The organism is Actinomadura sp. GC306, assembly GCF_004348665.1.
In the GTDB taxonomy this organism is placed as follows: Bacteria; Actinomycetota; Actinomycetes; order Streptosporangiales; family Streptosporangiaceae; genus Spirillospora.
This window is the reverse complement of sequence record NZ_SMKM01000011.1, coordinates 1-21809: the sequence shown is the minus strand read 5'-3', so window position 1 is coordinate 21809 and position 21809 is coordinate 1. Positions and strand designations below refer to the sequence as shown.

The window sequence follows — 21809 nt, the reverse complement described above, 5'->3', positions numbered from 1 at the left end:
CGGGGTGCCCGAGGGGCCGTCCCGGAAACGCCGAGTCGCCGTGGGCCGGACTATGCCTGTCCGGCGCCGGCCGCGGGACGCAGCAGCGCCTCCTGCGCGATCGACGCCACCAGCGTCCCGTCGGCGGTGTGGAGCGTTCCGCGCGCGAGGCCGCGGGCGCCGTGGTTCGTGACCGGGGCGACCGAGTACAGCAGCCACCGGTCGGCGCGCGCCGGCCGGTGGAACCACACAGCGTGGTCGAGCGTGACGGCCGTGGCCAGCTCCCGCGGCGAGCCCGGCGCGCGGGCACTGCCGACCACCCCCATGTCCGACAGGTAGGCGATCAGGCAGGCGTGCAGCGCCGGATCGTCGCCGACCGGCCCGGCGGCCCGGATCCAGAACGGGTGGGTGACCGGCCAGTCGCCGTCCGGGGGCGGGTCCACGACGCGGAGATCGAGGCCCGGCGGATGGCGGAAGTAGGCGGGCAGCTCCAGGGGCTCCAGCCCCTCCGGGGCCGGTGCCGCCGGGGCGGGCTCCTGCCAGTCGAACCCGTCCTCCGGGTCGTGGAAGGAGGCGATGAGCTCCAGGATCGGCTTCCCGCCCTGGCTCGCGGTGACGTGCCGGGTCGAGAACGACCGGCCGTCGCGGGTGCGGGCGACGTCGTAGGTCAGCGGCTCGTCCGGCGTGCCCGGCCGGATGAAGTAGGCGTGCAGGGAGTGCGGCGGCCGCCCGTCCGCCGTCAGGCACGCGGCGCGCAGGCTCTGCCCGGCCACCTGGCCGCCGAACAGCCGCGGCCGGCCCACCGGCGGGGAGGTGGCGAGGAAGGCGTCCCCGCCGAGCGGGGTGAGCTCGAACATCCGCGTGAGCTCCATGGGGACCTCGCTCATCCGGAAACCTCCTGCGCCTGGCACCGGAGGCGACCCTACCGGCGGCTCCGGTCGCCTGCGCGGCGGGGACCGGCCCTGATACGGTCACGCGCGGTCGACCTATGATCGCCGGTGGGGCGGCGCGGCGCCCGGGGGGTTCGGTGCCCGGCCCGCCCCTGAGGAGATGAGAGAGGCAATGCCAGATATCACCGAGTCGCCCGAATGGTCCGCCCTGGCGGCGCATCAGGCGGAACTCGCCGGGCGGCACCTGCGCGAGCTCTTCGCGGACGATCCGGGACGCGTCGGCCGCATGACCGTCACCGCGGGGGACCTCCACCTGGACTACTCCAAGCACCGCGTCACCGGCGAGACGATGCGGCTGCTGACGGCGCTCGCCGAGCGGGCCGGGCTGCGCGCCCGCATCGAGGCCATGTTCACCGGGGAGCGCATCAACGTCAGCGAGGACCGCGCCGTCCTGCACACCGCGCTGCGGCTCCCGCCGGGCGAGGCGCTGACCGTGGACGGGCAGGACGTCGCCGGCGACGTCCACGCCGTCCTGGACAAGATGGCCGACTTCTCCGGCCGCGTCCGCTCGGGGGAGTGGACGGGCTTCACCGGCAAGCGCATCACGACCGTCGTCAACATCGGCATCGGCGGCTCCGACCTCGGCCCCGCCATGGCCTACGAGGCGCTCAGCGACTACGCGGACGCCGGGATCACCTGCCGGTTCGTCTCCAACATCGACCCCGCCGACATCGTCGGGAAGCTCGCCGGCCTCGACCCCGAGCAGACGCTGTTCGTCGTCAGCTCCAAGACGTTCGGCACGCTGGAGACGCTCACCAACGCCAAGGCGGCGCGGCGGTGGCTGGTCGAGCGGCTCGGCGACGACGCCGCCGTGTCCCGGCACTTCGTCGCGGTGTCCACCAACGCCGAGCGCGTCGCCGAGTTCGGCATCGACCCCGCCAACATGTTCGTCTTCTGGGACTGGGTCGGCGGCCGCTACTCCCTGGACGGCGCCATCGGCCTCTCGCTGATGATCGCGATCGGCGGGGAGGCGTTCCGCGAGATGCTCGCCGGGTTCCGCGAGATCGACGAGCACTTCCGCGCGGCGCCGTTCGAGGAGAACATGCCGGTCGTGATGGGGCTGCTCGGCGTCTGGTACACCGACTTCTTCGGCGCGCAGACCCGGGCCGTCCTGCCCTACGCGCAGCGGCTGGCGCGGTTTCCCGCCTACCTCCAGCAGCTCACGATGGAGTCCAACGGCAAGTCGGTGCGGGCCGACGGCGCGCCCGTCGTCGCGCAGACCGGCGAGATCTTCTGGGGCGAGCCCGGCACCAACGGGCAGCACGCCTTCTACCAGCTCCTCCACCAGGGGACGCGGCTCGTCCCCGCCGACTTCATCGGCTTCGCCGAGCCGTTCGCGGAGCCGGCGGCGGAAGGGCCGGCGGGCATGCACGACCTGCTGACCGCGAACCTGCTGGCGCAGACCTCGGCGCTCGCGTTCGGCAAGACCGCCGAGGAGATCGCCGCCGAGGGGACGCCCGCGGAGCTCGTCCCGCACAAGGTCATGCCGGGCAACCGCCCGACCAGCACGATCCTGGCGCCGAAGCTCACCCCGAAGACGCTCGGCTCCCTGGTCGCCCTGTACGAGCACGTCGTGTTCGTCGAGGGGACGATCTGGGGCATCGACTCCTTCGACCAGTGGGGCGTCGAGCTCGGCAAGGTCATGGCCATGGACCTCGTGCCCGCGCTCACCTCCGCCGAGCCGCCGGCCGACGCGCCCGACGCGTCCACCGCGGCCCTCGTCCGCCGGTACCGCGAACTGCGCGGCCGCAGGGCCTGACACCGCCGCCGGACGGCGACGGGCCCGCCGGACGACCGGCGGGCCCGTCCCCGTTCCGCCGGGGTTCAGGCGCGTGCGCCGGGCAGCGGGCCCTCGGCCCAGCCCTGGGACTCCAGGATCGCGCGGTACTCCTCGTAGGAGATGAACCCGTCGAGGTTGCTGTCCGCCTTCTCGAACCTGTCCTGCGTCTCGGCGCGCGTCCAGGCGAGCCCGAGCTCGTCGAGGACGAGCGTGAACTCCATCAGGTCGAGCCGCTCGTCGCCGCCGAGGTCCGCACGCTTGAACACGGCAAGAAGGTCGTCCCCGGCCGGTCTCGTCGTCATCTCGCTCCTCGTTCCCGCTCCGATGTGGCCACGCATCATGTCATAAGGAGCGAGCCGGTCAAGAGGCGAAACGCCGCGGGGGAAGGGCGTTCCTACTCGTCGGTAAGTTCGGGTGCCCGGTGCCGGTACCGCTCCGGCATCGGGCGGCGCCTCCCTCCGGGCCGGCGGCGGACCGCGCCGCTCGCCGCAAAGCCGCACACGGTTCTCCAGCCGCACACAGTACGTCCCGGATCTCCGCATTCCATACGAAGAGGAGAGGACCCGGCGGGTGAAGCGGGCAGGCCGGTGGCGGGGTTCCGGCTGTACGTTCGACGTAGACGTTTTCGTCAGTCGTGCGGGCTAGGGTCCGGGAGACCGTGCCCGAGCCGCGCACCCGGGGGGCCTCGTGACTCAGCAGACCGCGCCGGGCGTGCCGCCGGAGCCGTCCCTCGCCGACCCCTGCGCCGAGCGCGGGGCGGCGGGGGAGCGGCTGCGCGGCGGGAGCGGCCCGGCGCCCGCGCTGGACGTGTTCCTGTCCGGCCGGGTGTTCATGGACATGATCTTCACCGGGCTGCCGGGGCTGCCGCCGCCGGGCACCGAGCTCGTCACCGACGGGCTCGGCTCGGCCCCCGGCGGCGTCGCCAACATCGCCGTCGCGATGAGCCGGCTCGGCCTGCGGGTCGGGCTCGCCGCGCCGTTCGGCGACGACATGTTCGGCGCCTACCTCTGGCGGACCCTCGCCGAGCAGGAGGGCGTCGACCTCGGGCTGTCGCGGCGGGTGCGCGGCTGGCCGACGCCGGTGACGGTGTCGATGGCCTACGACTCCGACCGCAGCATGGTGACCTACGCCCGCCCCGTGCCCGGCCCGGTGGACGACCTGGCGGGCGCGCCGCCGCCGTCCGCCCGGGCGTGCTTCGTCGACGTCGACCGCCCGGTCCCGCCGTGGATCCCCGCCATGCGCGGCCGCGGCGCGCTGGTCTTCGGCGACCTCGGCTGGGACCAGACCGGCGCATGGCCCGCCGAGGTCCTCGACCGGCTCCGGCACGTGGACGTGTTCCTGCCGAACGCCGCCGAGGCGATGGCCTACACGCGCACCGGCACGGCGGTGGAGGCCGCCGAGGCCCTCGCCGGACGCGTCCCGGTCGTCGTGGTCAAGCGCGGCGGGGACGGCGCCATCGCGATCGACTCGGCGACGGGGGAGCGGGCCGAGGTCGGCGCGCTGCCAGTCGAGGCGCTCGACCCGACCGGCGCGGGCGACGTCTTCGCCGCCGGCTTCGTGTTCGGCACCCTCGCCGGCCTCCCGCTCGCCGAGCGGCTCCGGTTCGCCAACCTGTGCGCGGGGCTGTCGGTCCGGCACCACAGCGGCTCGCTGGGTGCGCCGTGCTGGGGCGAGATCGCCGCCTTCGGCGAGTCGGGCGAGGTGCCCGAGTCGGTCCTGGCCGACTACGCGTTCGTCGTCTCGTTCATCCCGGACACGGCCGACGATTCGCCCGTCCGCGCCGAACCCACCCTCCGCATCGGCACCTGACCGGGGGCGGAGCGGTACTCCTGCGGGCTGACCCCGTACTCGCGCTTGAAGGCCGTGCTGAGCGCGAACGCGGTGCCGTAGCCGACCCGGCGCGCCACCGCGTCCAGCGTCGCGTCGCCCTCGCGGAGCAGGTCGGCGGCCTGGGCCAGCCGGATGCCGGTCAGGTACGCCATCGGCGGTTCGCCGGTCAGCCTCGTGAACCGCTGCGCGAGCGCGGCGCGGGAGACGCCGACCGCGGCGGCGAGCCCGGCGACGGTCCAGGGGTGCGCCAGGTCGTCGTGCAGCAGCCGCAGGGCGGGGCCGACGACCGCGTCGCCGTGGGCGCGGTACCAGCCGGGCGCCGCGGCGTCCGGGCGGCCGAACCAGGCGCGCAGCGTCCCGACGAGCAGCAGGTCGAGCAGGCGGTCGAGGACGGTCTCCTGCCCGGGCTCGTCCCGGCCGACCTCCTCGCGGAGCACGTCCACCAGCGGCGACCGCCATTCGGTGCCGCGGACGACCGCCACCGGCGGGAGGGCCGCCAGCAGCCGCCGGGTGACGGCTCCGCGCATCGGGTAGGTGCCGATCAGCATGACCGCCGACCCGTCCGGGTCGTTGCCCCAGGCGCGGACGCCGAGGTCCATCGCCCCCGACATGGGCGTCCCGTCCGGCGCGGTGCACACCTGCCCGGGGTGGATGACGACACGCGGCTCGGTTCCGGGGGAGTCGGCGACGGTGTAGGGATCGGGGCCCCGGAAGACCGCCATGTCGCCGGGGGAGACGCGCCGCGGCTCGGCGCCGCCGGGGATCAGCCACGCGTCGCCGCGGACCATCGACAGCAGCGTGAGGGGCGCCTCGTCCTGGACGCGCAGCGACCACGGCGGGCTGAGGGCCGCGCGGAGCAGGAACGCGCCGCGCGCCCGGGGCCCGTCGAGGAGGTCGGTCAGGGCGTCCATGCGGCAAGCGTAGACGCCGGCGTATGCGGGCGAGCTTCTCGACGATGGTGGCCGGAACCGTCCGGCTGTTGACTCGGAGACATGGCGAACGGCAAGCGCGACGGGACTTCGCCGACTACGCGCGGCGCACCGCCGCCAGCGGCGTCTGGAACACCTGACATGGCACCACCGACAACCCCTTCCGACAGAGTGGAACGACGATGAGATCCGTACTCGCCGGGACTTCGGTGACCCTCTCCCTCATCATGGCCGCCGGCATGACCGGAACCTACTTCGCCTTCTCCACAGGCGTGATGCCGGGCCTGGGCGCGGCGCGTCCGGCGTCGGCGATCGAAGCCATGCAGGGCATCAACCAGAAGATCCAGAACCCGCTGTTCATCGCCATGTTCCTGCTGGTCCCGGTGGCGGCGGCCGCGGCGGGGGCACTGCTGCTGACCTTGGACGAGAAGTCCGCGGCCGCGCTGTTCTTCGTCGCGGCCGGGATGTACTTCGCGGGTGCGCTCGTCCCGAGCTTCGCGGTGAACATCCCGATGAACAACGCCCTGGACGCCGCGGCGGTTCCGGCGGACGCGGGGGAGGCGGCGAAGGTCTGGACGGACTACTCCGGCCGCTGGACGGCCTGGAACCACCTGCGGGCCGCGGCGAGCTGGGCGAGCGTCCTCGCGATGAGCCTCGGCGTGTACCTCTGGGGAAAGGACGCGTGACGCGCAGGGCCTACGATCTCAAGGATGAGCGGTGTGTACGCGATCAGCGACCTGCACGTCGGGTTCCCCGAGAACCGCGCGTTCGTCGAGGGGCTGCGGCCCGCGTCCGGCGATGACTGGCTCATCGTGGCCGGCGACGTCGCCGAGCGCTTCGCGGACGTCGAGTGGACGCTGCGCACCCTGAGCGAACGCTTCGCCACCGTGATCTGGACGCCCGGCAACCACGAGCTGTGGACGGTCAAGGACGACCCGGTGCGGCTGCGCGGGGAGGCCCGCTACCGCAGGCTCGTCGACATGTGCCGGCGCTTCGGCGTCCTGACCCCCGAGGACCCGTACCCCGTGTGGGAGGGCGACGGCGGGCCCGTGACGATCGCGCCGCTGTTCGTCCTGTACGACTACACGTTCCGGCCGGACGGGGCCGCCACCAAGGAGGAGGCCCTCGCGATCGCGCACGAGGCGGGCGTCGTGTGCACCGACGAGGTGTTCCTCCACCCGGACCCGCACCCCACGCGGGACGCCTGGTGCGACGCTCGGGTCGCCTACTCCGAGAAGCGCCTGTCCGCCCTGGCGCCGGGGACGCGGACCGTGCTCGTCAACCACTGGCCGCTCGTCCGGGAGCCCACCCGCGTCCTGTGGTACCCGGAGTTCGCCCAGTGGTGCGGCACCGAGCGCACCGCCGGCTGGCACGGCCGCTTCGGCGCGGTGTCCGTCGTGTACGGGCACCTCCACATCCCCCGCACGATCTGGACCGGTGACGTTCCCCACATCGAGGTGTCGGTCGGCTACCCCCGCGAGTGGCGCAAGCGGGCGGAGGCGCCGCGCGGGCCCCGCCGCATCCTGCCCGACCCGGAGACGGACTGACCGGCCACAGGGCCCAGGGAGCCCGCGGGCCTCAGCGCGGTGCGGCCGCCTTGCCGGGGACCATTCCCGTGGCGGCCAGCGCCAGCAGGCGGCCGGACGCCTCCGCGTCGTCCTCGGTGACGATGGCGATCGCGCCCGCGAGCCGGAGCGCGTCGATGAACGCGGCGTCCGCCGGCACGTCCCCGGCCTCCTGGGCGCGGGCGAACAGCGCCTCGCCGGCCTCGCGCATCGCCCGGGACGCCTCCGGCCGGTCGTCGCGCAGCGACACCACGGCCGCCGCCGCCATCCCGCGGAACGCCGTGACCGCCGAGACGAACTCCCGCAGCCACTCCAGCAGGCCGTCCCCCGGCGAGGCCGAGAGCGCGAGATCGCGCGCCCTGGCGGCGAGTTCCCCGTAGGCGTCGGCGAGCAGCGCCTCCAGCAGATCCTGCCGCGTCGGGAAGTGGCGGTAGAGCGTTCCGATGCCGACGCCGGCGAGCCGGGCGACGCCCTCCAGGGACGCGTCGGCTCCGTCGCGCTCGAACGCCTCCCGTGCCGCGCCGATCAGCCTGGCCCGGTTGCGGCGCACGTCGGCGCGCACCGCGCGGACGCGCGCCTTCGGTGAGTCGTCGCTGGTCAACTGGGTCGTCGGTCCTTCCCGGCGGGGCAACGGGCCTGCGGCGTTTCGAGGGGATCCGCGGCTTTGGAACGGTCCCTTGATAGTAGCCGCGCCCGTCCGCGGACCTCGCCGGGGGGAGGCGCGGACCCGCCGCGGCCGTGCCGCAGCCCGTGCCGAAGCCCGTGCTGAGGCCCGTGCCGCGGCGGGTCCCGCGGTCCGCTCCCGGCGTTCGGGGACGCCGGGAGCGGACCGCCGTCCGGTCAGCCGCCGCCGGGGGTCAGCGGCAGGTAGACCCGCCCGCCGGCCTCCTTGAACTCCGCGGCCTTCTCCCGCATCCCCTCGTCCAGGGCGGCGTCCTCGGCCAGGCCGCGCTCCTCGGCGAACCGGCGCACATCGCGGGTGATCTTCATCGAGCAGAAGTGCGGGCCGCACATCGAGCAGAAGTGCGCGGTCTTCGCCGGCGCGGCCGGGAGCGTCTCGTCATGGAAGGAGCGGGCGGTCTCCGGGTCGAGGGACAGGTTGAACTGGTCCTCCCACCGGAAGTCGAACCGCGCCTCCGACAGCGCGTCGTCCCACGCCTGCGCGCCCGGGTGCCCCTTCGCCAGGTCCGCGGCGTGCGCCGCGATCTTGTAGGCGATGACGCCCGCCTTGACGTCGTCGCGGTCCGGGAGCCCGAGGTGCTCCTTCGGCGTGACGTAGCAGAGCATCGCGGTGCCGTGGTGGCCGATCATCGCGGCGCCGATCGCCGAGGTGATGTGGTCGTAGCCGGGCGCGATGTCGGTGGTCAGCGGGCCGAGGGTGTAGAACGGCGCCCCGTCGCACCACTCCTGCTGCAGGTCGACGTTCTCCTTGATCTTGTGCATCGGGACGTGCCCGGGCCCCTCGTTCATCACCTGGTTGCCGTACTCGGCGGCGATCTTCGTCAGCTCGCCCTGGGTGCGCAGCTCGGCGAACTGCGCCTCGTCGTTGGCGTCGGCGATGGAGCCGGGGCGCAGCCCGTCCCCGAGCGACCAGGTGATGTCGTAGGCGGCGAAGATCTCGCACAGCTCGCGGAAGCGGGTGTAGAGGAAGTTCTCCTCGTGGTGCGCCAGGCACCACGCCGCCATGATCGACCCGCCGCGGGACACGATCCCGGTCTTGCGCCGCGCCGTCAGCGGCACGTACCGCAGCAGCACCCCGGCGTGGACGGTCATGTAGTCCACGCCCTGCTCGGCCTGCTCGATCACGGTGTCGCGGAAGACGTCGAACGTCAGCTCGGCCGGGTCGCCGCCCACCTTCTCCACGGCCTGGTACAGCGGGACGGTCCCCACCGGCACCGGCGAGTTGCGCAGGATCCACTCGCGCGTGGTGTGGATGTCCCGGCCGGTGGACAGGTCCATGATCGTGTCGGCGCCCCAGCGGGTCGCCCACGTCATCTTCTCGACCTCGTCCTCGATCGACGACGCCACCGCCGAGTTGCCGATGTTCGCGTTGACCTTGACGAGGAACCTCTTGCCGATCACCATCGGCTCGATCTCGGGGTGGTTGACGTTGGCGGGGAGCACGGCCCGTCCCGCCGCGAGCTCCTCGCGGACGACCTCCGGCGGCACGCCCTCGCGCAGCGCCGCGAACTCCATCTCCGGCGTGATCTCCCCGCGCCGCGCGTAGGCCCGCTGGGTCACGGCACCGCCCGTCGCGCGGCGCGGCCTGCGCGGCGGGAACGCCGCCCGCGGCGGTGCCGCGCCGTTCGCGCGGCGGCCGTCGTCCTCCGGGCGCGCCGGGCGCCCGTCGTACGGCGCGGTGTCGCCGCGCTCGGTGATCCACGGGTCCCGCAGCGCGGGCAGCCCCTTGCGGACGTCGGTCTCCTGTTCTGGGTCGGTGTACGGCCCGGACGTGTCGTACAGGACGACGGCGTCGCCGTTGGTCAGCGGCACCTCCCGCATCGGGACGCGGATCTCCGGTCGCGAGCCCTGCAGGTAGGTCTTGCGGGCAGCTGGAACCACAGGTTCGGTCATGACGACTCGATCTCTCCCTACGCCGGCATTACCCGGTCAGGTTCATGCGGTCAGCGGCCGTCCCAGCCGCTATCTCAGCCCGGTTCGCCGGACCCCCGCGATCTGTCGTCCCCGACGCTAACCCGCCGCACCGGCCTTGCCGCAACCGGCGTCCATGGGATAAGGACGGCGGGCCGGGACGCCGTCGAACCCGTCGTCGAACCCGCCCTAGACCCGCCCTGACGTGCGGCCCGTCCACCTGGCGGGACGGCGCGGGCCGCCGCGGACGACCCAGGGGAGGGCCAGCGCGAGGGTGCGGAGCGGTTCGGGGGTGGACGGCGACCGCTCCAGCCGCAGCGGGCCGCCGCCGTCCTTCTCGATCCGGAGCGTGGCCGACTCCCGGGCGTCCACGCCGGTGACGACGCAGCGGCCGCCGGCCGCCCGGGTGGTGCCGAGGAGCGTCCCGCCGGCCGTGTGGAAGGACGGCTCGTCCGAGCCGCGGATCTCGCCGGCGGGCCGCCCGTCCGGGAGGAACACCCGCACCCGGCCGCCGCCCGGGAGGCCCCTCCGCAGCTCCAGCAGCGGGCGGGCGTGGGGATCGCGCAGCACGGTCACCCGGCCGGGGAGCGGCAGGCCGGACCGGTCCGCGGGCGGGCCGCAGGCCACGGCGAGCAGCGCGCCGGTGCGGCCGTCGCGGTGGCGCCCGTCCCCGTCCACGAGGATGTCGTCGGCCTCGCGCAGCGCGTCCTCGGGCAGCCGGTCCACCTCCTCGCCCTCGTCGTCCAGGACGCGCCAGCGGGCCCCCAGGGTCTCGGTGGCGGTGGCGTGGACGGCCTCCAGCCAGCCCTGGGGAAGCGACCGCTCCGGCAGCAGGGCCGCCGCGCGCCCCTCGACCTTCGTGACGGCGTCGACGCCCGGCGCGGCCTCCGGATCGAACCAGACCGTCCAGACGGGGTCGGCGACGGGCCAGGTGATCCCGACGGCGTCCACCGCGGCGGCGGGGACGACCGCCTCCCGCCCGCGGCGGCGCAGGGTCAGGCCGTCCCGGCCGATCGTCACGGTGAGGCGGTCGCGGTGGATAACGAGAGCCCACACGGCCGCCGCGAGGGCGATGAGGACGGCGCCGCCGCCGAATGCGGCGATGGCCCTCCCCGCCTCCTCGGGCTCCCACGCCCCCGGGCCGGTGAGCGTGGACAGCGTGCCGGCCAGCCCGGCCGTCAGCGCGGTCAGGCAGATGCGGAGCGGCCACCGGTAGGCGTTCCCGCCCAGGGTGATCGTGAGCGCGGGCGGGGGGACGGACACCTTCAGCCCTTCGTCCGGGAGTGTGCAGAACTATAGGCGGTCGCCGGCCCGCGCCCGCGGCCTGACCAGTGGTGTCAAGCGGCGGCGGCCCGGTACGTGCGGGCCGGCCCGCCGAATGGGCCCGACGTCATCGGGGGCTTTCACAACCCTTACCGGTAGGGTCAGGATCAAGGGACCAGGGGAGGCGAGCGCGTCGGTGAGCACACAGCAGGAAGCCCCGCAGGACCGGATCTTCACGGTGCCGAACACCCTGAGCCTGGCCCGGCTCCTGGGCGTCCCGCTGTTCCTCTGGCTGGTGCTGATCGAGGCCGACTGGTGGGCGCTCGGCGTGCTGGTGTTCGCGGGCCTGTCCGACTGGCTGGACGGCAAGCTCGCCCGCGTCCTGAACCAGGCGAGCAAGCTCGGCGCGGTGCTCGACCCGGCGGCCGACCGGCTCTACATCCTGGCGACGCTGGTCGGCCTGACGATCCGCGAGATCATCCCGCTGTGGCTGGTCGTGGTGCTGGTGGCGCGGGAGGTCGCGATCCTGCCGATCGCGCCGGTCATCCGGCGGCTCGGCTACGGCGGGACGCTCCCGGTGCACTTCATCGGCAAGGCCGGGACGATGTGCCTGCTGTACGCGTTCCCGCTGCTGCTGCTGGGCGACCACGACGGCGCGGCGGCGACCGCGGCGAAGGTCGCCGGATGGTCGTTCGCCATCTGGGGGACGGCCCTGTACTGGTGGGCGGCCGTCCTCTACTGGGTGCAGACGCGGCAACTGGTGCTGGCCGGCCGCGGCTCGCCCCCGCCCGCCGGGCCCGGCGCCGTGCCCGGCGCGGACCCGGGCGCCGGTCCGGGGGCCGACCCGGGCGCGGATCCGCCGGCCGGCGACCAGAAGGGAGCTGAGACCCCCCGATGAAGGCCGTCGTGATGGCGGGTGGCGAGGGGACGCGGCTGCGTCCGATGACCGCCAACCAGCCCAAGCCGCTGCTGCCCCTCGTCAACCGGCCGATCATGGAGCACGTGCTGCGGCTGCTGAAGCGGCACGGGTTCAGCGAGACCGTGGTCACCGTCCAGTTCCTGGCGGCGCTGATCCGCAACTACTTCGGCGACGGCGAGGAGCTCGGCATGTCGCTGAGCTACGCGACCGAGGAGGTCCCGCTCGGCACCGCCGGCAGCGTCAAGAACGCGGGGGAGGCGCTGCGCGACGACCGGTTCCTCGTCATCTCCGGCGACGCGCTCACCGACATCGACCTGACCGACATGGTCCGGTTCCACGAGGAGAACGGCGCCCTCGTCACCATCGGGCTCAAGCGCGTCCCGAACCCGCTGGAGTTCGGCATCATCATCGTGGACGACGACGGCCGCGTGCAGCGGTTCCTGGAGAAGCCGACGTGGGGGCAGGTCTTCTCCGACACCGTCAACACCGGCATCTACGTGATGGAGCCGGAGGTCCTGGACCACGTCGCCGAGGGGGAGCCGGTCGACTGGTCCGGGGACGTGTTCCCCAAGCTCCTCGCGGAGGGCGCCCCGCTGTTCGGCTACATCGCCGACTGCTACTGGGAGGACGTCGGAACCCACGAGAGCTACCTCAAGGCGCAGGCCGACATGCTGTCCGGAGCGGTCGCCGTCGACCTGGACGGCTTCGAGATGTCGCCCGGCGTCTGGGTCGCCGAGGGCGCCGAGGTCGATTCCGAGGCCGTGCTGAAGGGCCCGCTCTACATCGGCGACTACGCCAAGGTCGAGGCGGGCGTCGAGCTGCGCGAGTTCACCGTCCTCGGCAGCAACGTCGTCGTGAAGGAGGGCGCGTTCCTGCACCGCGCCATCGTCCACGACAACGTGTTCGTCGCGCCGTCCACGAACCTGCGCGGCTGCGTGGTCGGCAAGAACACCGACATCATGGCCGGCGCCCGCGTCGAGGAGGGCGCGGTCATCGGCGACGAGTGCGTGATCGAGGCCGAGGCGTACGTCTCCAGCGGCGTGAAGGTCTACCCGTTCAAGACCATCGAGGCCGGCGCGGTCGTCAACACCAGCGTGATCTGGGAGTCGCGCGGGCAGCGCAACCTGTTCGGCCCGCGCGGCGTGTCCGGGCTGGTCAACGTGGAGATCACGCCGGAGCTGGCGGTCCGGCTCGCCAGCGCGTACGCGACGACGCTGAAGAAGGGCACCACGGTCGTCACCGGCCGCGACGTGTCCCGCGCGGCCCGCACGCTGAAACGCGCGGTGAACAGCGCGCTGACCGCCAGCGCGATCAACGTCCGCGACCTGGAGGCCACCCCGCTGACCGTCGCCCGGTTCGAGACCGGCCGCGAGGACAGCGTGGGCGGCATCTACATCCGCACCACCCTCGGCGACCCGCAGGGCGTCGACATCCTCTTCCTCGACCCCGGCGGCGCCGACCTGTCGCAGGCCGCGCAGCGCAAGCTGGAGCGCGTCTTCGGCCGGCAGGAGTACCGCCGCGCGTTCCCCGGCGAGATCGCGGAGCTGACCTACCCGCCCCGCGTCGTCGAGACCTACACCCGCGAGCTGCTGCGGCGCGTCGACATCCGCGGTGTCCGCGAGGCCGGGCTGAAGATCGTCCTGGACTGCGCGGGCGGCGTCGCGTCGCTCGTCCTGCCGAACCTGCTCGGCAAGGTCGGCGTCGAGGTCCTCACCCGCAACGCCGGCCTGGACGAGGCCAACCCCACCGAGACGCTCGCCGAGCGCATGCGCGACCTGGAACGGCTCGGCGAGCTGGTGTCGTCGTCGCGGGCCGCGTTCGGCGTCCGCTTCGACCCGGTCGGGGAGCGGATCTCGCTCGTGGACGAGAACGGCGAGCTGGTCGGCGACGACCGCGCCCTGCTGGTCATGCTCGACCTGGTCGCGGCCGAGCGGCGCGGCGGCAGGGTCGCGCTGCCGGTGACGACGACCCGGGTCGCCGAGCAGGTGTGCCGGTTCCACGGCGTCCAGGTCGAGTGGACGTCCACGTCCCAGGACGTCCTGACCAAGGCCGCCGCCCAGCCCAGCGTGGTCTTCGCCGGCGACGGGCGGGGCGGTTTCCTGATGCCCGAGTTCAGCGGCACCGTCGACGGGATCGCGGCGTTCGTCCGGCTCGTCGGCCTGGTCGCCCGGACGCGGCTGACGCTGTCGCAGATCGACCGCCGCATCCCCGAGGCGCACCTGCTGCGCCGCTCGGTCCCCACGCCGTGGGCGGCCAAGGGCAGCGTGATGCGGCACGTCGTGGAGGCCGCCGGCCCCCGCACGGTCGACACCACCGACGGCGTCCGCGTGGTCGAGGACGACGGCCGCTGGGTCCTGGTGCTGCCCGACCCGTCCGAGCCGGTCACCCACCTGTGGGCCGAGGGCCCGGACGCGGACGCCGCCCAGGCGCTCCTGGCGGAGTGGGCCGCCGTCGTGGAGCGCGCGGGCTCCTGACGCACCGGTTCCCGGCCGCACCGGCTCCCGACCGTGCCGTCAGTCGACGGCGTCGTCCTCGGGCGACCCGGCGGCGATCTCCGCGAGCACGCCGAGCGCGTCGCCGAGGAGCTCCAGCGGCGGGGACGCCAGGCCGACCCGCACCGCGCGGGGGGACGAGCCGGTCCCGGCGGCGAAGGCGGCCCCGGGCGTGACGGCGATGCCGCGCCGCGCCGCCGCCGCGACGAAGGTCTCCGCGCGCCACCGGGGCGGCAGCTCCCACCAGCGGAAGTAGGCGCACGGGGCGGACCGGTCCGCCGCCCCCGGGAGGCGCTCGGCGGCGATCCGCGTCCGCGCGGCCGCGTCCGCGCGCTTGGCCCCGGTCACCGCCGCGACCGTCCCGTTCCTGATCCAGCCGGTCGCCGCCTCCAAGGCGAACGCCGTCGGCCCCCACGCGCCGGACCGCAGCGCGGCGCCGACGCGGCCCGCCAGCGCGGCGGGCGGCACCACGAACCCGACGCTGAGGCCGGGCGCGAGGCGCTTGGAGAGGCTGTCGACCACGACCGTCCGCTGCGGCGCCTCCGCCGCCAGCGGCGGCGGGCCGTCCTCCGGGAGGAACGCCCAGACGCGGTCCTCGACCGCGTGGAGGCCGAGCCGCTCCAGGACGGCGGCCAGCTCCGCGCGGCGCTCGGGCGGCATCGTCGTCCCGTACGGGTTGTGCAGCGTCGGCTGGAGGTAGACGGCACCGAGCGGGGCACGGCGGTGGGCGGCGGCCAGGGCGTCCGGGCACAGGCCGTGCCCGTCGGTCTCGACCGGCACGAGCGTGACGCCGAGCCGCGCCGCGATGCCCCTGACCACCGGGTAGGTCACGGCCTCGGCCGCGAGCCGGCCGCCGGGCGGGACGAGCGCGGCCACGGCGCCCGCGATCGCCTGCCGACCGTTCCCGGCGAACAGGATGCGCGCCGGGGCGGGCCGCCACCCGGGCGCGGCGAGCAGTCCGGCCGCCGCCTCCCGCGCGGCGGGCGTCCCGGTGGTCCCGGCCGGGCCGAGCGCCGCGGCGAGGACGTCGCGGCGCAGCAGCCGCTCCATCCCGGCCCGCATCAGCTCGCTCTGCCCGGGGACGGAGGGGTTGCTGAGCTCCAGGTCGATCCGGGCGGCGGCGGGCTCCGCGAGGGCGGGGCCGGGCCGGTCCCGCCCGGCGCGGACGAACGTGCCGCGCCCCACCTCGCCGGTCACCAGGCCGCGCGCCGCCAGTTCCCGGTACACGCGGCCCGCCGTCGAGTTCGCGATCCCGCGCCGCCGGGCGAAGACGCGCTGCGGGGGCAGCCGGTCGCCGGGGCGCAGCCGGCCCGTCGCGATGTCGGCGGCCACCGCGTCCGCGATCCTCTGGTAATCCACCGGACCTCCGGACGATTGCACCGAGAGCAATGTCAGTATTGCACCGAGTTTATGCGGAGATCTAGGCTCGAATCATCATCGATCGGGGAGTGCCATGATCTCGTCCACCGCGCTGGCGGCCATCGCCCTCGTCGCCCTCGGCCTCGTCCTCACCCCCGGCCCCAACATGCTCTACCTGGTATCGCGGTCGGTGACGCAGGGCCGCACGGCCGGCCTGATCTCCCTGGCGGGCGTCGCCGCCGGGTTCGGCGTCTACATCCTCGCGGCCGCCGCCGGGATCACCGCCGTGTTCACGCTCGTCCCGCCCCTCTACACGGTGCTCAAGGCCGCCGGCGCGGCCTACCTGCTGTGGCTCGCCTGGCAGACGGTCCGGCCCGGCGGGACGGAGGCGTTCACCCCGGCGGACCTGCCCGCCGACCCGCCCCGCAGGCTGTTCACGATGGGCCTCGTCACCAACCTGCTCAACCCGAAGATCGCGGTCCTGTACGTGTCGCTGCTCCCGCAGTTCACCGATCCGGACCGCGGTCACGTCGCCGTGCAGAGCGTCCTGCTCGGTCTCACCCAGCTCACCGTCGCGGTGACGGTCAACGCCCTCATCGTGCTCGGCGCCGGCTCCATCGCGGTCTTCCTCGCCCGGCGGCCCGGCTGGCGGCGCGCCCAGCGGTACCTGATGGGATCGGTGCTCGCCGGGCTCGCCGCCCACCTGGGCCTGGCCCGGCCCGCCTCCGCCTGACCCGCGCCCGACCCGCCCACGTGAGCGGAGCCACGGCGTCCCGCGGTGCGGCGGCGGATCGCAAGGGGACAGACTGGCACGGTGAACCCCACCAAGATCCTCGTCGTGGACGGCGACGCCTACGTCGCGGACCTCGCCGCGAACGCCCTGCGGTACGAGGGTTACGAGACCGCCGTCGCCCGCTCCGGCGCCGAGGCGCTGGCGGACGCTCCCCGCTTCGGCCCCGACCTGATCGTGCTGGACGCGGCGCTGCCGGACGTCCGCGCCCGGCTGCGGCGGAACGGGTGCGAGGCCCCGGTCGTCCTCCTCACCGGCCCCGGCGCCATGCACGGGGCCGCGGGGGCGCCCGGCTGCGACCACGTGCCCAAGCCGTTCAGCCTCGACGAGCTGGCCGCCCGCGTCCGCGCCGTGCTCCGCCGCACCCGGCCCGCCGGCCGCGAACGGGCGCGGCTGACCATCGCCGACCTGGAACTCGACGAGGACGCCTGCGAGGTGCGGCGCGGCGGCGTCCCGATCGACCTGGCGCCCACCGAGTTCACGCTGCTGCGCTACCTGCTCCACAACTCCGGCCGGGTGCTGACCAAGCGGCAGATCCTCGACCACGTCTGGCAGTACGACTTCACCGGCGGCGAGGGCGTCGTCCAGACCTACATCAGCTCCCTGCGCCGCAAACTGGACGACCACGACCCCCGCCTCATCCACACCGTGCCGCGGGTCGGCTACGTCCTGCGCATGCCGCGGGTCGGCTGAGGGACGGTACCGCCGTCCCTTGCCATGATGGGGCGGTGACCGCACGACAGGACCCCGGCGAGCCCCGCGGCCGCGCCCCGGGGCGGCCCGGCGCCTCCCCCTCGCTGCTCGCCGACATGCTCGCCGGCAAGCTCCTCGACCCCGGCTACGCGGAGGCCGCGGCGCGGCGGGCCCGCCGCCCGGACGCCGCGCCCCCGCGGCGGGGCCGCGGCGGCGGCGTCCTGCTGGTGCTCGCGCTGACCGGCACGCTGATCGCCGTCGCCGGGGCCGAGGTGCGCCGCGGCGCACCCGTGGCGGCCGAGCAGCGCTCGCGGCTGGTCGAGGAGATCCGCGCCCGCACCGCGGAGACCGACGGGCTCCAGCGGCGCGTCGACCTGCTCCACGCCGAGACCGAGCGGCACCGCGCCGCCGCCCTCGCCCGCGGCGACGCCGGCGAGGGCGTCCGCCTCCGGCTCGGCCGCGCGGCCGCCGCCGCGGCCGCCGCGCCCGCCGCCGGCGAGGGGATCGTCGTCACCCTCGACGACTCCCCGCGCGACGAGGCCGGGGCCGCTCGCGGGCGGGTCTATGATCGTGACCTCCAGGTCCTGGTCAACGGGCTCTGGGCCGCGGGCGCCGAGGCGATCGGCGTCAACGGCCGGCGGCTCACGGCGACGACGGCGATCCGCTCCGCCGGGGAGGCGATCCTGGTCGACTACCGGCCGCTGGCCCGCCCCTACGAGGTGACGGCGCTGGGCGACCCGCGCCGCCTGCGGGACGCCTTCACCGGCTCGGCCGCCGACCGGCGGCTGCGGGCCCTGGAGCAGCGCTACCGGATCGAGTACGGCACGCGCGGCGCGCCGGACGCGCGGCTGCCCGCGGCGGCGCCGGTCCGGCTGCGGTACGCCGTCCCCGGCGCGGAGGGCGGCCGGTGAGCGGTCGGCCGGGCGCGGGACGGCCGGCGGGCGGGGGAGAGGTGACCCGGGGATGATCGCCCTGCTCGGGCTGCTGATCGGCGCGGCGCTGGGCCTGCTGCTGCAGCCCGACGTGCCGCTGTGGCTGCAGCCGTACCTGCCGATCGCGATCGTCGCGGCCCTCGACGCCATGTTCGGCGGGCTCCGCGCCCGGCTGGAGGGCGTCTTCGACGAGAAGGTGTTCGTGGTCTCGTTCGTCGGCAACGCCGTCATCGCCGCGCTGATCGTCTTCCTCGGCGACCAGCTCGGCGTCGGCTCCCAGCTGTCGACCGGCGTCGTGGTCGTCCTCGGCATCCGGATCTTCGCCAACGTCGCGGGAATCCGGCGGCGGGTGTTCGGCGCATGACCGCCCGCGAGGACGAGCGCGCCACCGAGCCCGCGGACACGTCCGCCGACACGTCCGCCGACACGTCCGCCGACACGTCCGCCGACACGTCCGCTGACGCGCTCGCGGAGGAGGGGCCGCCGGAGCCGGCGGGCCTGCGCGGGCTCGCCGGGCTGTTGCGGCCGCGAGTCAGCCGCGGCCAGCTCGCCGGCGGGCTGCTGTGCCTCCTGCTGGGCTTCGCGGTCGTCGTCCAGGTCCAGGCGACCAAGCGCGACACCGCCTTCGCCACCGCGCGCCAGGACGAACTCGTCGGCATCCTGTCCGATCTGGGCCAGCGCTCAGAGCGGCTGAGAGGCGACCTCCGCGAACTGGAGAACACCAAGGCGGAACTGGAACGCGACGCCGAGGGCGAGACCGCGCTGCAGGAGGCGCGCGAACGCACCACCGCCTACGGCCTCCTGGCGGGCACCCTCCCCGCCGAAGGGCCCGGCATCGAGATGGTGATCAGCGACCCGGGAGGCCGCGTCAAGGCGATCGACCTGCTGGACGCCCTGGAGGAACTCCGCGACGCGGGCGCCGAGGTCGTCCAGGTCAACGACGTCCGCGCCGGGGTCGACACCTACTTCGTGGACGGCCCGCGCGGCATCGAGTCCGGCGGTGCGCTCCTCACCGCCCCGTACCGGTTCCTCGCCATCGGCGACCCCCACACGATGGCCACCGCCATGAACATCCCCGGCGGCCTGGTCGGGACGCTGCAGGGGAAGGGCGCCGGCGTCTTGATCAACCCCCGCGCGAAAGTGGCCGTCGGCGCGGTACGGTCTCCGTAGAGGGGAACGGGGGACGCGGTGGACCGGGGGCCCGGCACGGCCGCCGGGACCGGCCGTCCGCGCGGCGGCGTAGACCTGCGATCATTGACGAATGTAGTTTGGTCCAGTCGGCTCGCCGTTCCAGTTGACCCCTCGGGTAATACCCGCGTAAGTTGCGGCGACCGTCGCGTGAGCGGCCGGTGAGCTGGACCGTGGCCGGGGGCGGTTCCCCGGCGTGGGTTGGTCGGATGGAGCGCGTGGCGCAGGCGGCTCCCGCTGCGGCGGGGGGTTCGCGGGCGGTACGCCGAAGGTAGGAGGCCGAGCGGATCGATGCCGAGCGTCTACTGCACGCAGTGCGGTCACGCCAACCCGGATGATGCCCGCTTCTGCTCGAACTGCGGCACTCCGCTGACCCGGAACGCGCCGCCGCCGCACCGTGAGTCACCCGGCGAGTCCACGTCCACGATATCCATCGGCGGCTTCGAGGCCCTGGACACCGACGCGGGCGCCGAGGAGTCCCTCGGCCCCGACCAGATGGCCATGGAGGCGCTGCCCCCGGGCACCGCGCTGCTCGTCGTCAAGCGGGGCCCCAACGCGGGCAGCCGCTTCCTCCTCGACAAGGACCGCACCTCCGCGGGCCGGCACCCCGAGAGCGACATCTTCCTGGACGACGTCACCGTCTCCCGCAGGCACGCCGAGTTCTCCCGGCAGGGCCACGCGTTCTCCGTCCGCGACGTGGGGAGCCTCAACGGCCTCTACGTCAACCGGCAGCGGATCGACCAGGCCGCGCTGTCGGGCGGCGACGAGGTCCAGATCGGCAAGTTCCGGCTGGTGTTCCTGACCAACCCGGCCCACGGCTGACGCGGGCGGGAGGACGCGCGACGATGGGAGGGGCCGTGAACGCGCAGCCAGCCCGGTCCCTGATGACGATCGGGGACGTCCTCGGCCTGCTCCGGCCGGACTTCCCCGACATCACCATCTCCAAGATCCGGTTCCTGGAGGCCGAGGGGCTCGTCGAGCCGGAGCGCAGCCCGTCCGGCTACCGCAAGTTCTGCGACGCCGACGTGCAGCGGCTCCGGTTCGTCCTCGCCGCCCAGCGCGACCACTACCTCCCGCTGCGCGTGATCCGGGAGCACCTGGAGGCGCGCGACCGCGGCGAGGACGTCCCGCCCCTCGGCGCGCCCGAGCCGCGCCGCCCCCGCACCCTCGTCGCCGCCGACACCACCGCCGAGGACCCCGCCGTCCGGCTGACGCGCCGCCAGCTCCTGGACGGCGCCGGCATCGACGAGGCCCTCCTCGCCCGGCTGGAGGAGTACGGGCTCGTCCGCCGCGCCGGCACGCACTACGAGGGCGACGCGCTGAGCATCGCGCGGGCCGCCGCGGCGCTCGGCGAGTACGGGTTCGAGGTCCGGCACCTGCGCGCCGTCAAGGCCGCCGCCGACCGGCAGGCGGGCCTCATCGAGCAGATGGTCGCGCCCCAGCTGCGCCGCCGCAGCCGCGGCGCCCACGAGCAGGCCGCCGAGACCGCCCGGGAGATCGCCGCGCTGTCGGTCAAGCTGCACGCCGCGCTGGTCTCGGCCGGTCTCCGCGAAAGCCTGGACCGCTGACCATGGGGGCCGCGGAGGATTTTCCCGCACCCGCGGAATCACGAGCCGTCCGGGCACGGGTGTACGTTGGCTACAGGGTTCGGTCACGAATCGATCCGCTGCACAAGGTGATCGAGACAGCGAGAACCAGCAGGGAGCCGCAGTGAAGCAGATGGAGGTCGTCGGCGTCCGGGTCGAGATGCCCTCCAATCAGCCGATCGTCCTGTTGAAGGAGACGGAGGGCGACCGCTACCTGCCCATCTGGATCGGGGCGGTCGAAGCGACCGCGATCGCCTTCGCCCAGCAGGGGGTGCTGCCGGCCCGCCCGCTCACCCACGACCTGTTCCGCGACGTCCTGGACGCCCTCAGCGTCCAACTGCGCACCGTGAACATCACCGACCTCCGCGAAGGCATCTTCTACGCCGACCTCATCTTCTCCAACGGCGTGGAGGTCAGCGCCCGCCCCTCCGACTCCATAGCCCTCGCCCTCCGCACCGGCGCCACGATCTTCGCCAGCGAAGACGTCCTGGAAGAAGCCGGCGTGGCCATCCCGGACGAGCAGGAGGACGAAGTCGAGAAGTTCCGCGAGTTCCTCGACACGATCTCCCCAGAGGACTTCGGCAGGGCTGGTTAGAGGTGTTCACCCAGGGGGGCGACCCCCTGGAACCCCCGTTGCGAGCGGCGAACCGTTTCCCGATCCGCTGGCGCGTCTCGTGAAACGGCCCGCCGCTCGGCGGGTCCTGCGACCTCCGGGCGCTAGAGCGCCCTCCAGCCGCACGACCCGTGGGGTGATCATGCAGGTCAGTGATCACCTGAATGGATGATCATGCAGGCCGGTGCCGGTCCGGCGGCGGCCCTCCGAGACCCCGTCAGCGCACGGTGAGCCGTGTCGGGTGGTGGCGGACTTCGGGGGAGCTTCCCGTGATCATTTGCATAGTGTGGACGGGTTTGTCTTGAGGGAGTTGGGGGACCCCTGCCTGGGAGGCTGATGATCGTTTTGG

At 74.3% G+C, this 21809-nt stretch carries 21 protein-coding genes and 1 riboswitch; of the genes, 14 read left to right on the top strand and 7 right to left on the bottom strand.

Annotation, left to right across the window (positions count from 1 at the left end):
* Window positions 1–50: 50 nt before the first annotated feature.
* Window positions 51–866, bottom strand: coding sequence for an acyl-CoA thioesterase domain-containing protein (locus tag E1200_RS03130; RefSeq protein ID WP_131950237.1), 816 nt, complete (start codon window positions 864–866; stop codon window positions 51–53).
* 175 nt (window positions 867–1041) lie between these two features.
* Here E1200_RS03130 and pgi point away from each other — a divergent pair, with 175 nt between their 5' ends.
* Window positions 1042–2688, top strand: a complete 1647-nt coding sequence (gene pgi, locus E1200_RS03125) for a glucose-6-phosphate isomerase (RefSeq protein WP_207933122.1) — start codon at window positions 1042–1044, stop codon at window positions 2686–2688.
* 65 nt (window positions 2689–2753) lie between these two features.
* Here the strand turns inward: pgi and E1200_RS03120 are convergent, their stop codons facing one another.
* Window positions 2754–3011 carry an EF-hand domain-containing protein gene (locus tag E1200_RS03120; RefSeq protein ID WP_131950235.1) on the bottom strand — a complete coding sequence of 86 codons (258 nt, stop codon included), beginning with the start codon at window positions 3009–3011 and terminating at the stop codon, window positions 2754–2756.
* A 385-nt stretch (window positions 3012–3396) separates the two neighbouring features.
* Here E1200_RS03120 and E1200_RS03115 point away from each other — a divergent pair, with 385 nt between their 5' ends.
* Window positions 3397–4518: a carbohydrate kinase family protein gene (locus E1200_RS03115; RefSeq protein WP_243708312.1), complete on the top strand. Its 1122-nt coding sequence runs from the start codon at window positions 3397–3399 to the stop codon at window positions 4516–4518.
* On the opposite strand, the gene E1200_RS03110 is transcribed toward E1200_RS03115, so the two are convergent.
* Window positions 4434–5450: an AraC family transcriptional regulator gene (locus tag E1200_RS03110; RefSeq protein ID WP_131950234.1), complete on the bottom strand. Its 1017-nt coding sequence runs from the start codon at window positions 5448–5450 to the stop codon at window positions 4434–4436. The two genes, E1200_RS03115 and E1200_RS03110, sit on opposite strands and share 85 nt — an antisense overlap.
* 200 nt (window positions 5451–5650) lie before the next feature.
* Between E1200_RS03110 and E1200_RS03105 the strand changes: the two genes are divergently transcribed.
* Together E1200_RS03105 and E1200_RS03100 are read left to right on the top strand one after the other, a co-directional pair.
* Entirely contained in the window at window positions 5651–6154 is a 504-nt protein-coding gene (locus E1200_RS03105) for an anthrone oxygenase family protein (protein ID WP_131950233.1), read from the top strand.
* 24 nt (window positions 6155–6178) lie between these two features.
* Window positions 6179–7015, top strand: coding sequence for a metallophosphoesterase (locus tag E1200_RS03100; RefSeq protein WP_131950232.1), 837 nt, complete (start codon window positions 6179–6181; stop codon window positions 7013–7015).
* A 31-nt stretch (window positions 7016–7046) separates the two neighbouring features.
* On the opposite strand, the gene E1200_RS03095 is transcribed toward E1200_RS03100, so the two are convergent.
* From E1200_RS03095 to E1200_RS03085, 3 genes are all read right to left on the bottom strand, one after another.
* A complete protein-coding gene (locus E1200_RS03095; RefSeq protein WP_243708311.1) occupies window positions 7047–7634 on the bottom strand; it encodes a TetR/AcrR family transcriptional regulator in 588 nt (195 codons plus the stop codon).
* 239 nt (window positions 7635–7873) lie between these two features.
* On the bottom strand, window positions 7874–9607 hold the full coding sequence (gene thiC, locus E1200_RS03090; RefSeq protein ID WP_131950231.1) for a phosphomethylpyrimidine synthase ThiC: 1734 nt from the start codon (window positions 9605–9607) through the stop codon (window positions 7874–7876).
* A riboswitch (TPP riboswitch) is annotated at window positions 9603–9716 on the bottom strand. Its footprint overlaps the gene before it by 5 nt.
* Before the next feature lie 98 nt (window positions 9717–9814).
* On the bottom strand, window positions 9815–10888 hold the full coding sequence (locus E1200_RS03085) for a hypothetical protein (protein WP_131950230.1): 1074 nt from the start codon (window positions 10886–10888) through the stop codon (window positions 9815–9817).
* A gap of 196 nt (window positions 10889–11084) precedes the next feature.
* Here E1200_RS03085 and E1200_RS03080 point away from each other — a divergent pair, with 196 nt between their 5' ends.
* On the top strand, window positions 11085–11786 hold the full coding sequence (locus E1200_RS03080; RefSeq protein ID WP_243708310.1) for a CDP-alcohol phosphatidyltransferase family protein: 702 nt from the start codon (window positions 11085–11087) through the stop codon (window positions 11784–11786).
* Window positions 11783–14281 (top strand): mannose-1-phosphate guanyltransferase, encoded by a 2499-nt coding sequence (locus E1200_RS03075; RefSeq protein WP_131950228.1) that lies wholly within the window; start codon window positions 11783–11785, stop codon window positions 14279–14281. The genes E1200_RS03080 and E1200_RS03075 overlap by 4 nt, the downstream gene beginning before the upstream one ends.
* Before the next feature lie 39 nt (window positions 14282–14320).
* Here E1200_RS03075 and E1200_RS03070 read toward each other — a convergent pair whose 3' ends face one another.
* Window positions 14321–15658, bottom strand: a complete 1338-nt coding sequence (locus E1200_RS03070) for a PLP-dependent aminotransferase family protein (protein ID WP_131950227.1) — start codon at window positions 15656–15658, stop codon at window positions 14321–14323.
* A 94-nt stretch (window positions 15659–15752) separates the two neighbouring features.
* Here E1200_RS03070 and E1200_RS03065 point away from each other — a divergent pair, with 94 nt between their 5' ends.
* The 8 genes from E1200_RS03065 to E1200_RS03030 all read left to right on the top strand — a co-directional run bounded on the left by E1200_RS03065 (window position 15753) and on the right by E1200_RS03030 (window position 21442).
* Window positions 15753–16391 (top strand): LysE family translocator, encoded by a 639-nt coding sequence (locus E1200_RS03065; RefSeq protein ID WP_131950226.1) that lies wholly within the window; start codon window positions 15753–15755, stop codon window positions 16389–16391.
* A gap of 81 nt (window positions 16392–16472) precedes the next feature.
* Window positions 16473–17141, top strand: coding sequence for a response regulator transcription factor (locus tag E1200_RS03060; protein ID WP_207933118.1), 669 nt, complete (start codon window positions 16473–16475; stop codon window positions 17139–17141).
* Between the two features lie 35 nt (window positions 17142–17176).
* Window positions 17177–18052: a DUF881 domain-containing protein gene (locus tag E1200_RS03055; protein ID WP_131950225.1), complete on the top strand. Its 876-nt coding sequence runs from the start codon at window positions 17177–17179 to the stop codon at window positions 18050–18052.
* 52 nt (window positions 18053–18104) lie between these two features.
* Window positions 18105–18437 (top strand): small basic family protein, encoded by a 333-nt coding sequence (locus E1200_RS03050; protein ID WP_131950224.1) that lies wholly within the window; start codon window positions 18105–18107, stop codon window positions 18435–18437.
* Window positions 18434–19243: a DUF881 domain-containing protein gene (locus E1200_RS03045; protein WP_131950223.1), complete on the top strand. Its 810-nt coding sequence runs from the start codon at window positions 18434–18436 to the stop codon at window positions 19241–19243. Before E1200_RS03050 ends, E1200_RS03045 begins: the two co-directional genes overlap by 4 nt.
* 309 nt (window positions 19244–19552) lie before the next feature.
* On the top strand, window positions 19553–20083 hold the full coding sequence (locus tag E1200_RS03040; protein ID WP_131950222.1) for an FHA domain-containing protein: 531 nt from the start codon (window positions 19553–19555) through the stop codon (window positions 20081–20083).
* Between the two features lie 35 nt (window positions 20084–20118).
* The gene (locus E1200_RS03035) at window positions 20119–20829 is read left to right on the top strand and encodes a MerR family transcriptional regulator (protein ID WP_207933116.1); all 711 of its coding nucleotides are present in this window, start codon (window positions 20119–20121) and stop codon (window positions 20827–20829) included.
* A gap of 142 nt (window positions 20830–20971) precedes the next feature.
* Entirely contained in the window at window positions 20972–21442 is a 471-nt protein-coding gene (locus E1200_RS03030) for a bifunctional nuclease family protein (protein ID WP_131950220.1), read from the top strand.
* The last annotated feature ends 367 nt before the right edge of the window (window positions 21443–21809 follow it).

What these genes read in the sequence shown, in the direction of transcription:
- E1200_RS03110 (WP_131950234.1), bottom strand. Translation starts at nt 5,450, where the DNA reads ATGGACGCCCTGACCGACCTCCTCGACGGGCCCCGGGCGCGCGGCGCG.
- thiC (WP_131950231.1), bottom strand. Translation starts at nt 9,607, where the DNA reads ATGACCGAACCTGTGGTTCCAGCTGCCCGCAAGACCTACCTGCAGGGC.
- E1200_RS03130 (WP_131950237.1), bottom strand. Translation starts at nt 866, where the DNA reads ATGAGCGAGGTCCCCATGGAGCTCACGCGGATGTTCGAGCTCACCCCG.
- E1200_RS03120 (WP_131950235.1), bottom strand. Translation starts at nt 3,011, where the DNA reads ATGACGACGAGACCGGCCGGGGACGACCTTCTTGCCGTGTTCAAGCGT.
- E1200_RS03050 (WP_131950224.1), top strand. Translation starts at nt 18,105, where the DNA reads ATGATCGCCCTGCTCGGGCTGCTGATCGGCGCGGCGCTGGGCCTGCTG.
- E1200_RS03065 (WP_131950226.1), top strand. Translation starts at nt 15,753, where the DNA reads ATGATCTCGTCCACCGCGCTGGCGGCCATCGCCCTCGTCGCCCTCGGC.
- E1200_RS03105 (WP_131950233.1), top strand. Translation starts at nt 5,651, where the DNA reads ATGAGATCCGTACTCGCCGGGACTTCGGTGACCCTCTCCCTCATCATG.
- E1200_RS03045 (WP_131950223.1), top strand. Translation starts at nt 18,434, where the DNA reads ATGACCGCCCGCGAGGACGAGCGCGCCACCGAGCCCGCGGACACGTCC.
- E1200_RS03075 (WP_131950228.1), top strand. Translation starts at nt 11,783, where the DNA reads ATGAAGGCCGTCGTGATGGCGGGTGGCGAGGGGACGCGGCTGCGTCCG.
- pgi (WP_207933122.1), top strand. Translation starts at nt 1,042, where the DNA reads ATGCCAGATATCACCGAGTCGCCCGAATGGTCCGCCCTGGCGGCGCAT.
- E1200_RS03100 (WP_131950232.1), top strand. Translation starts at nt 6,179, where the DNA reads ATGAGCGGTGTGTACGCGATCAGCGACCTGCACGTCGGGTTCCCCGAG.
- E1200_RS03040 (WP_131950222.1), top strand. Translation starts at nt 19,553, where the DNA reads ATGCCGAGCGTCTACTGCACGCAGTGCGGTCACGCCAACCCGGATGAT.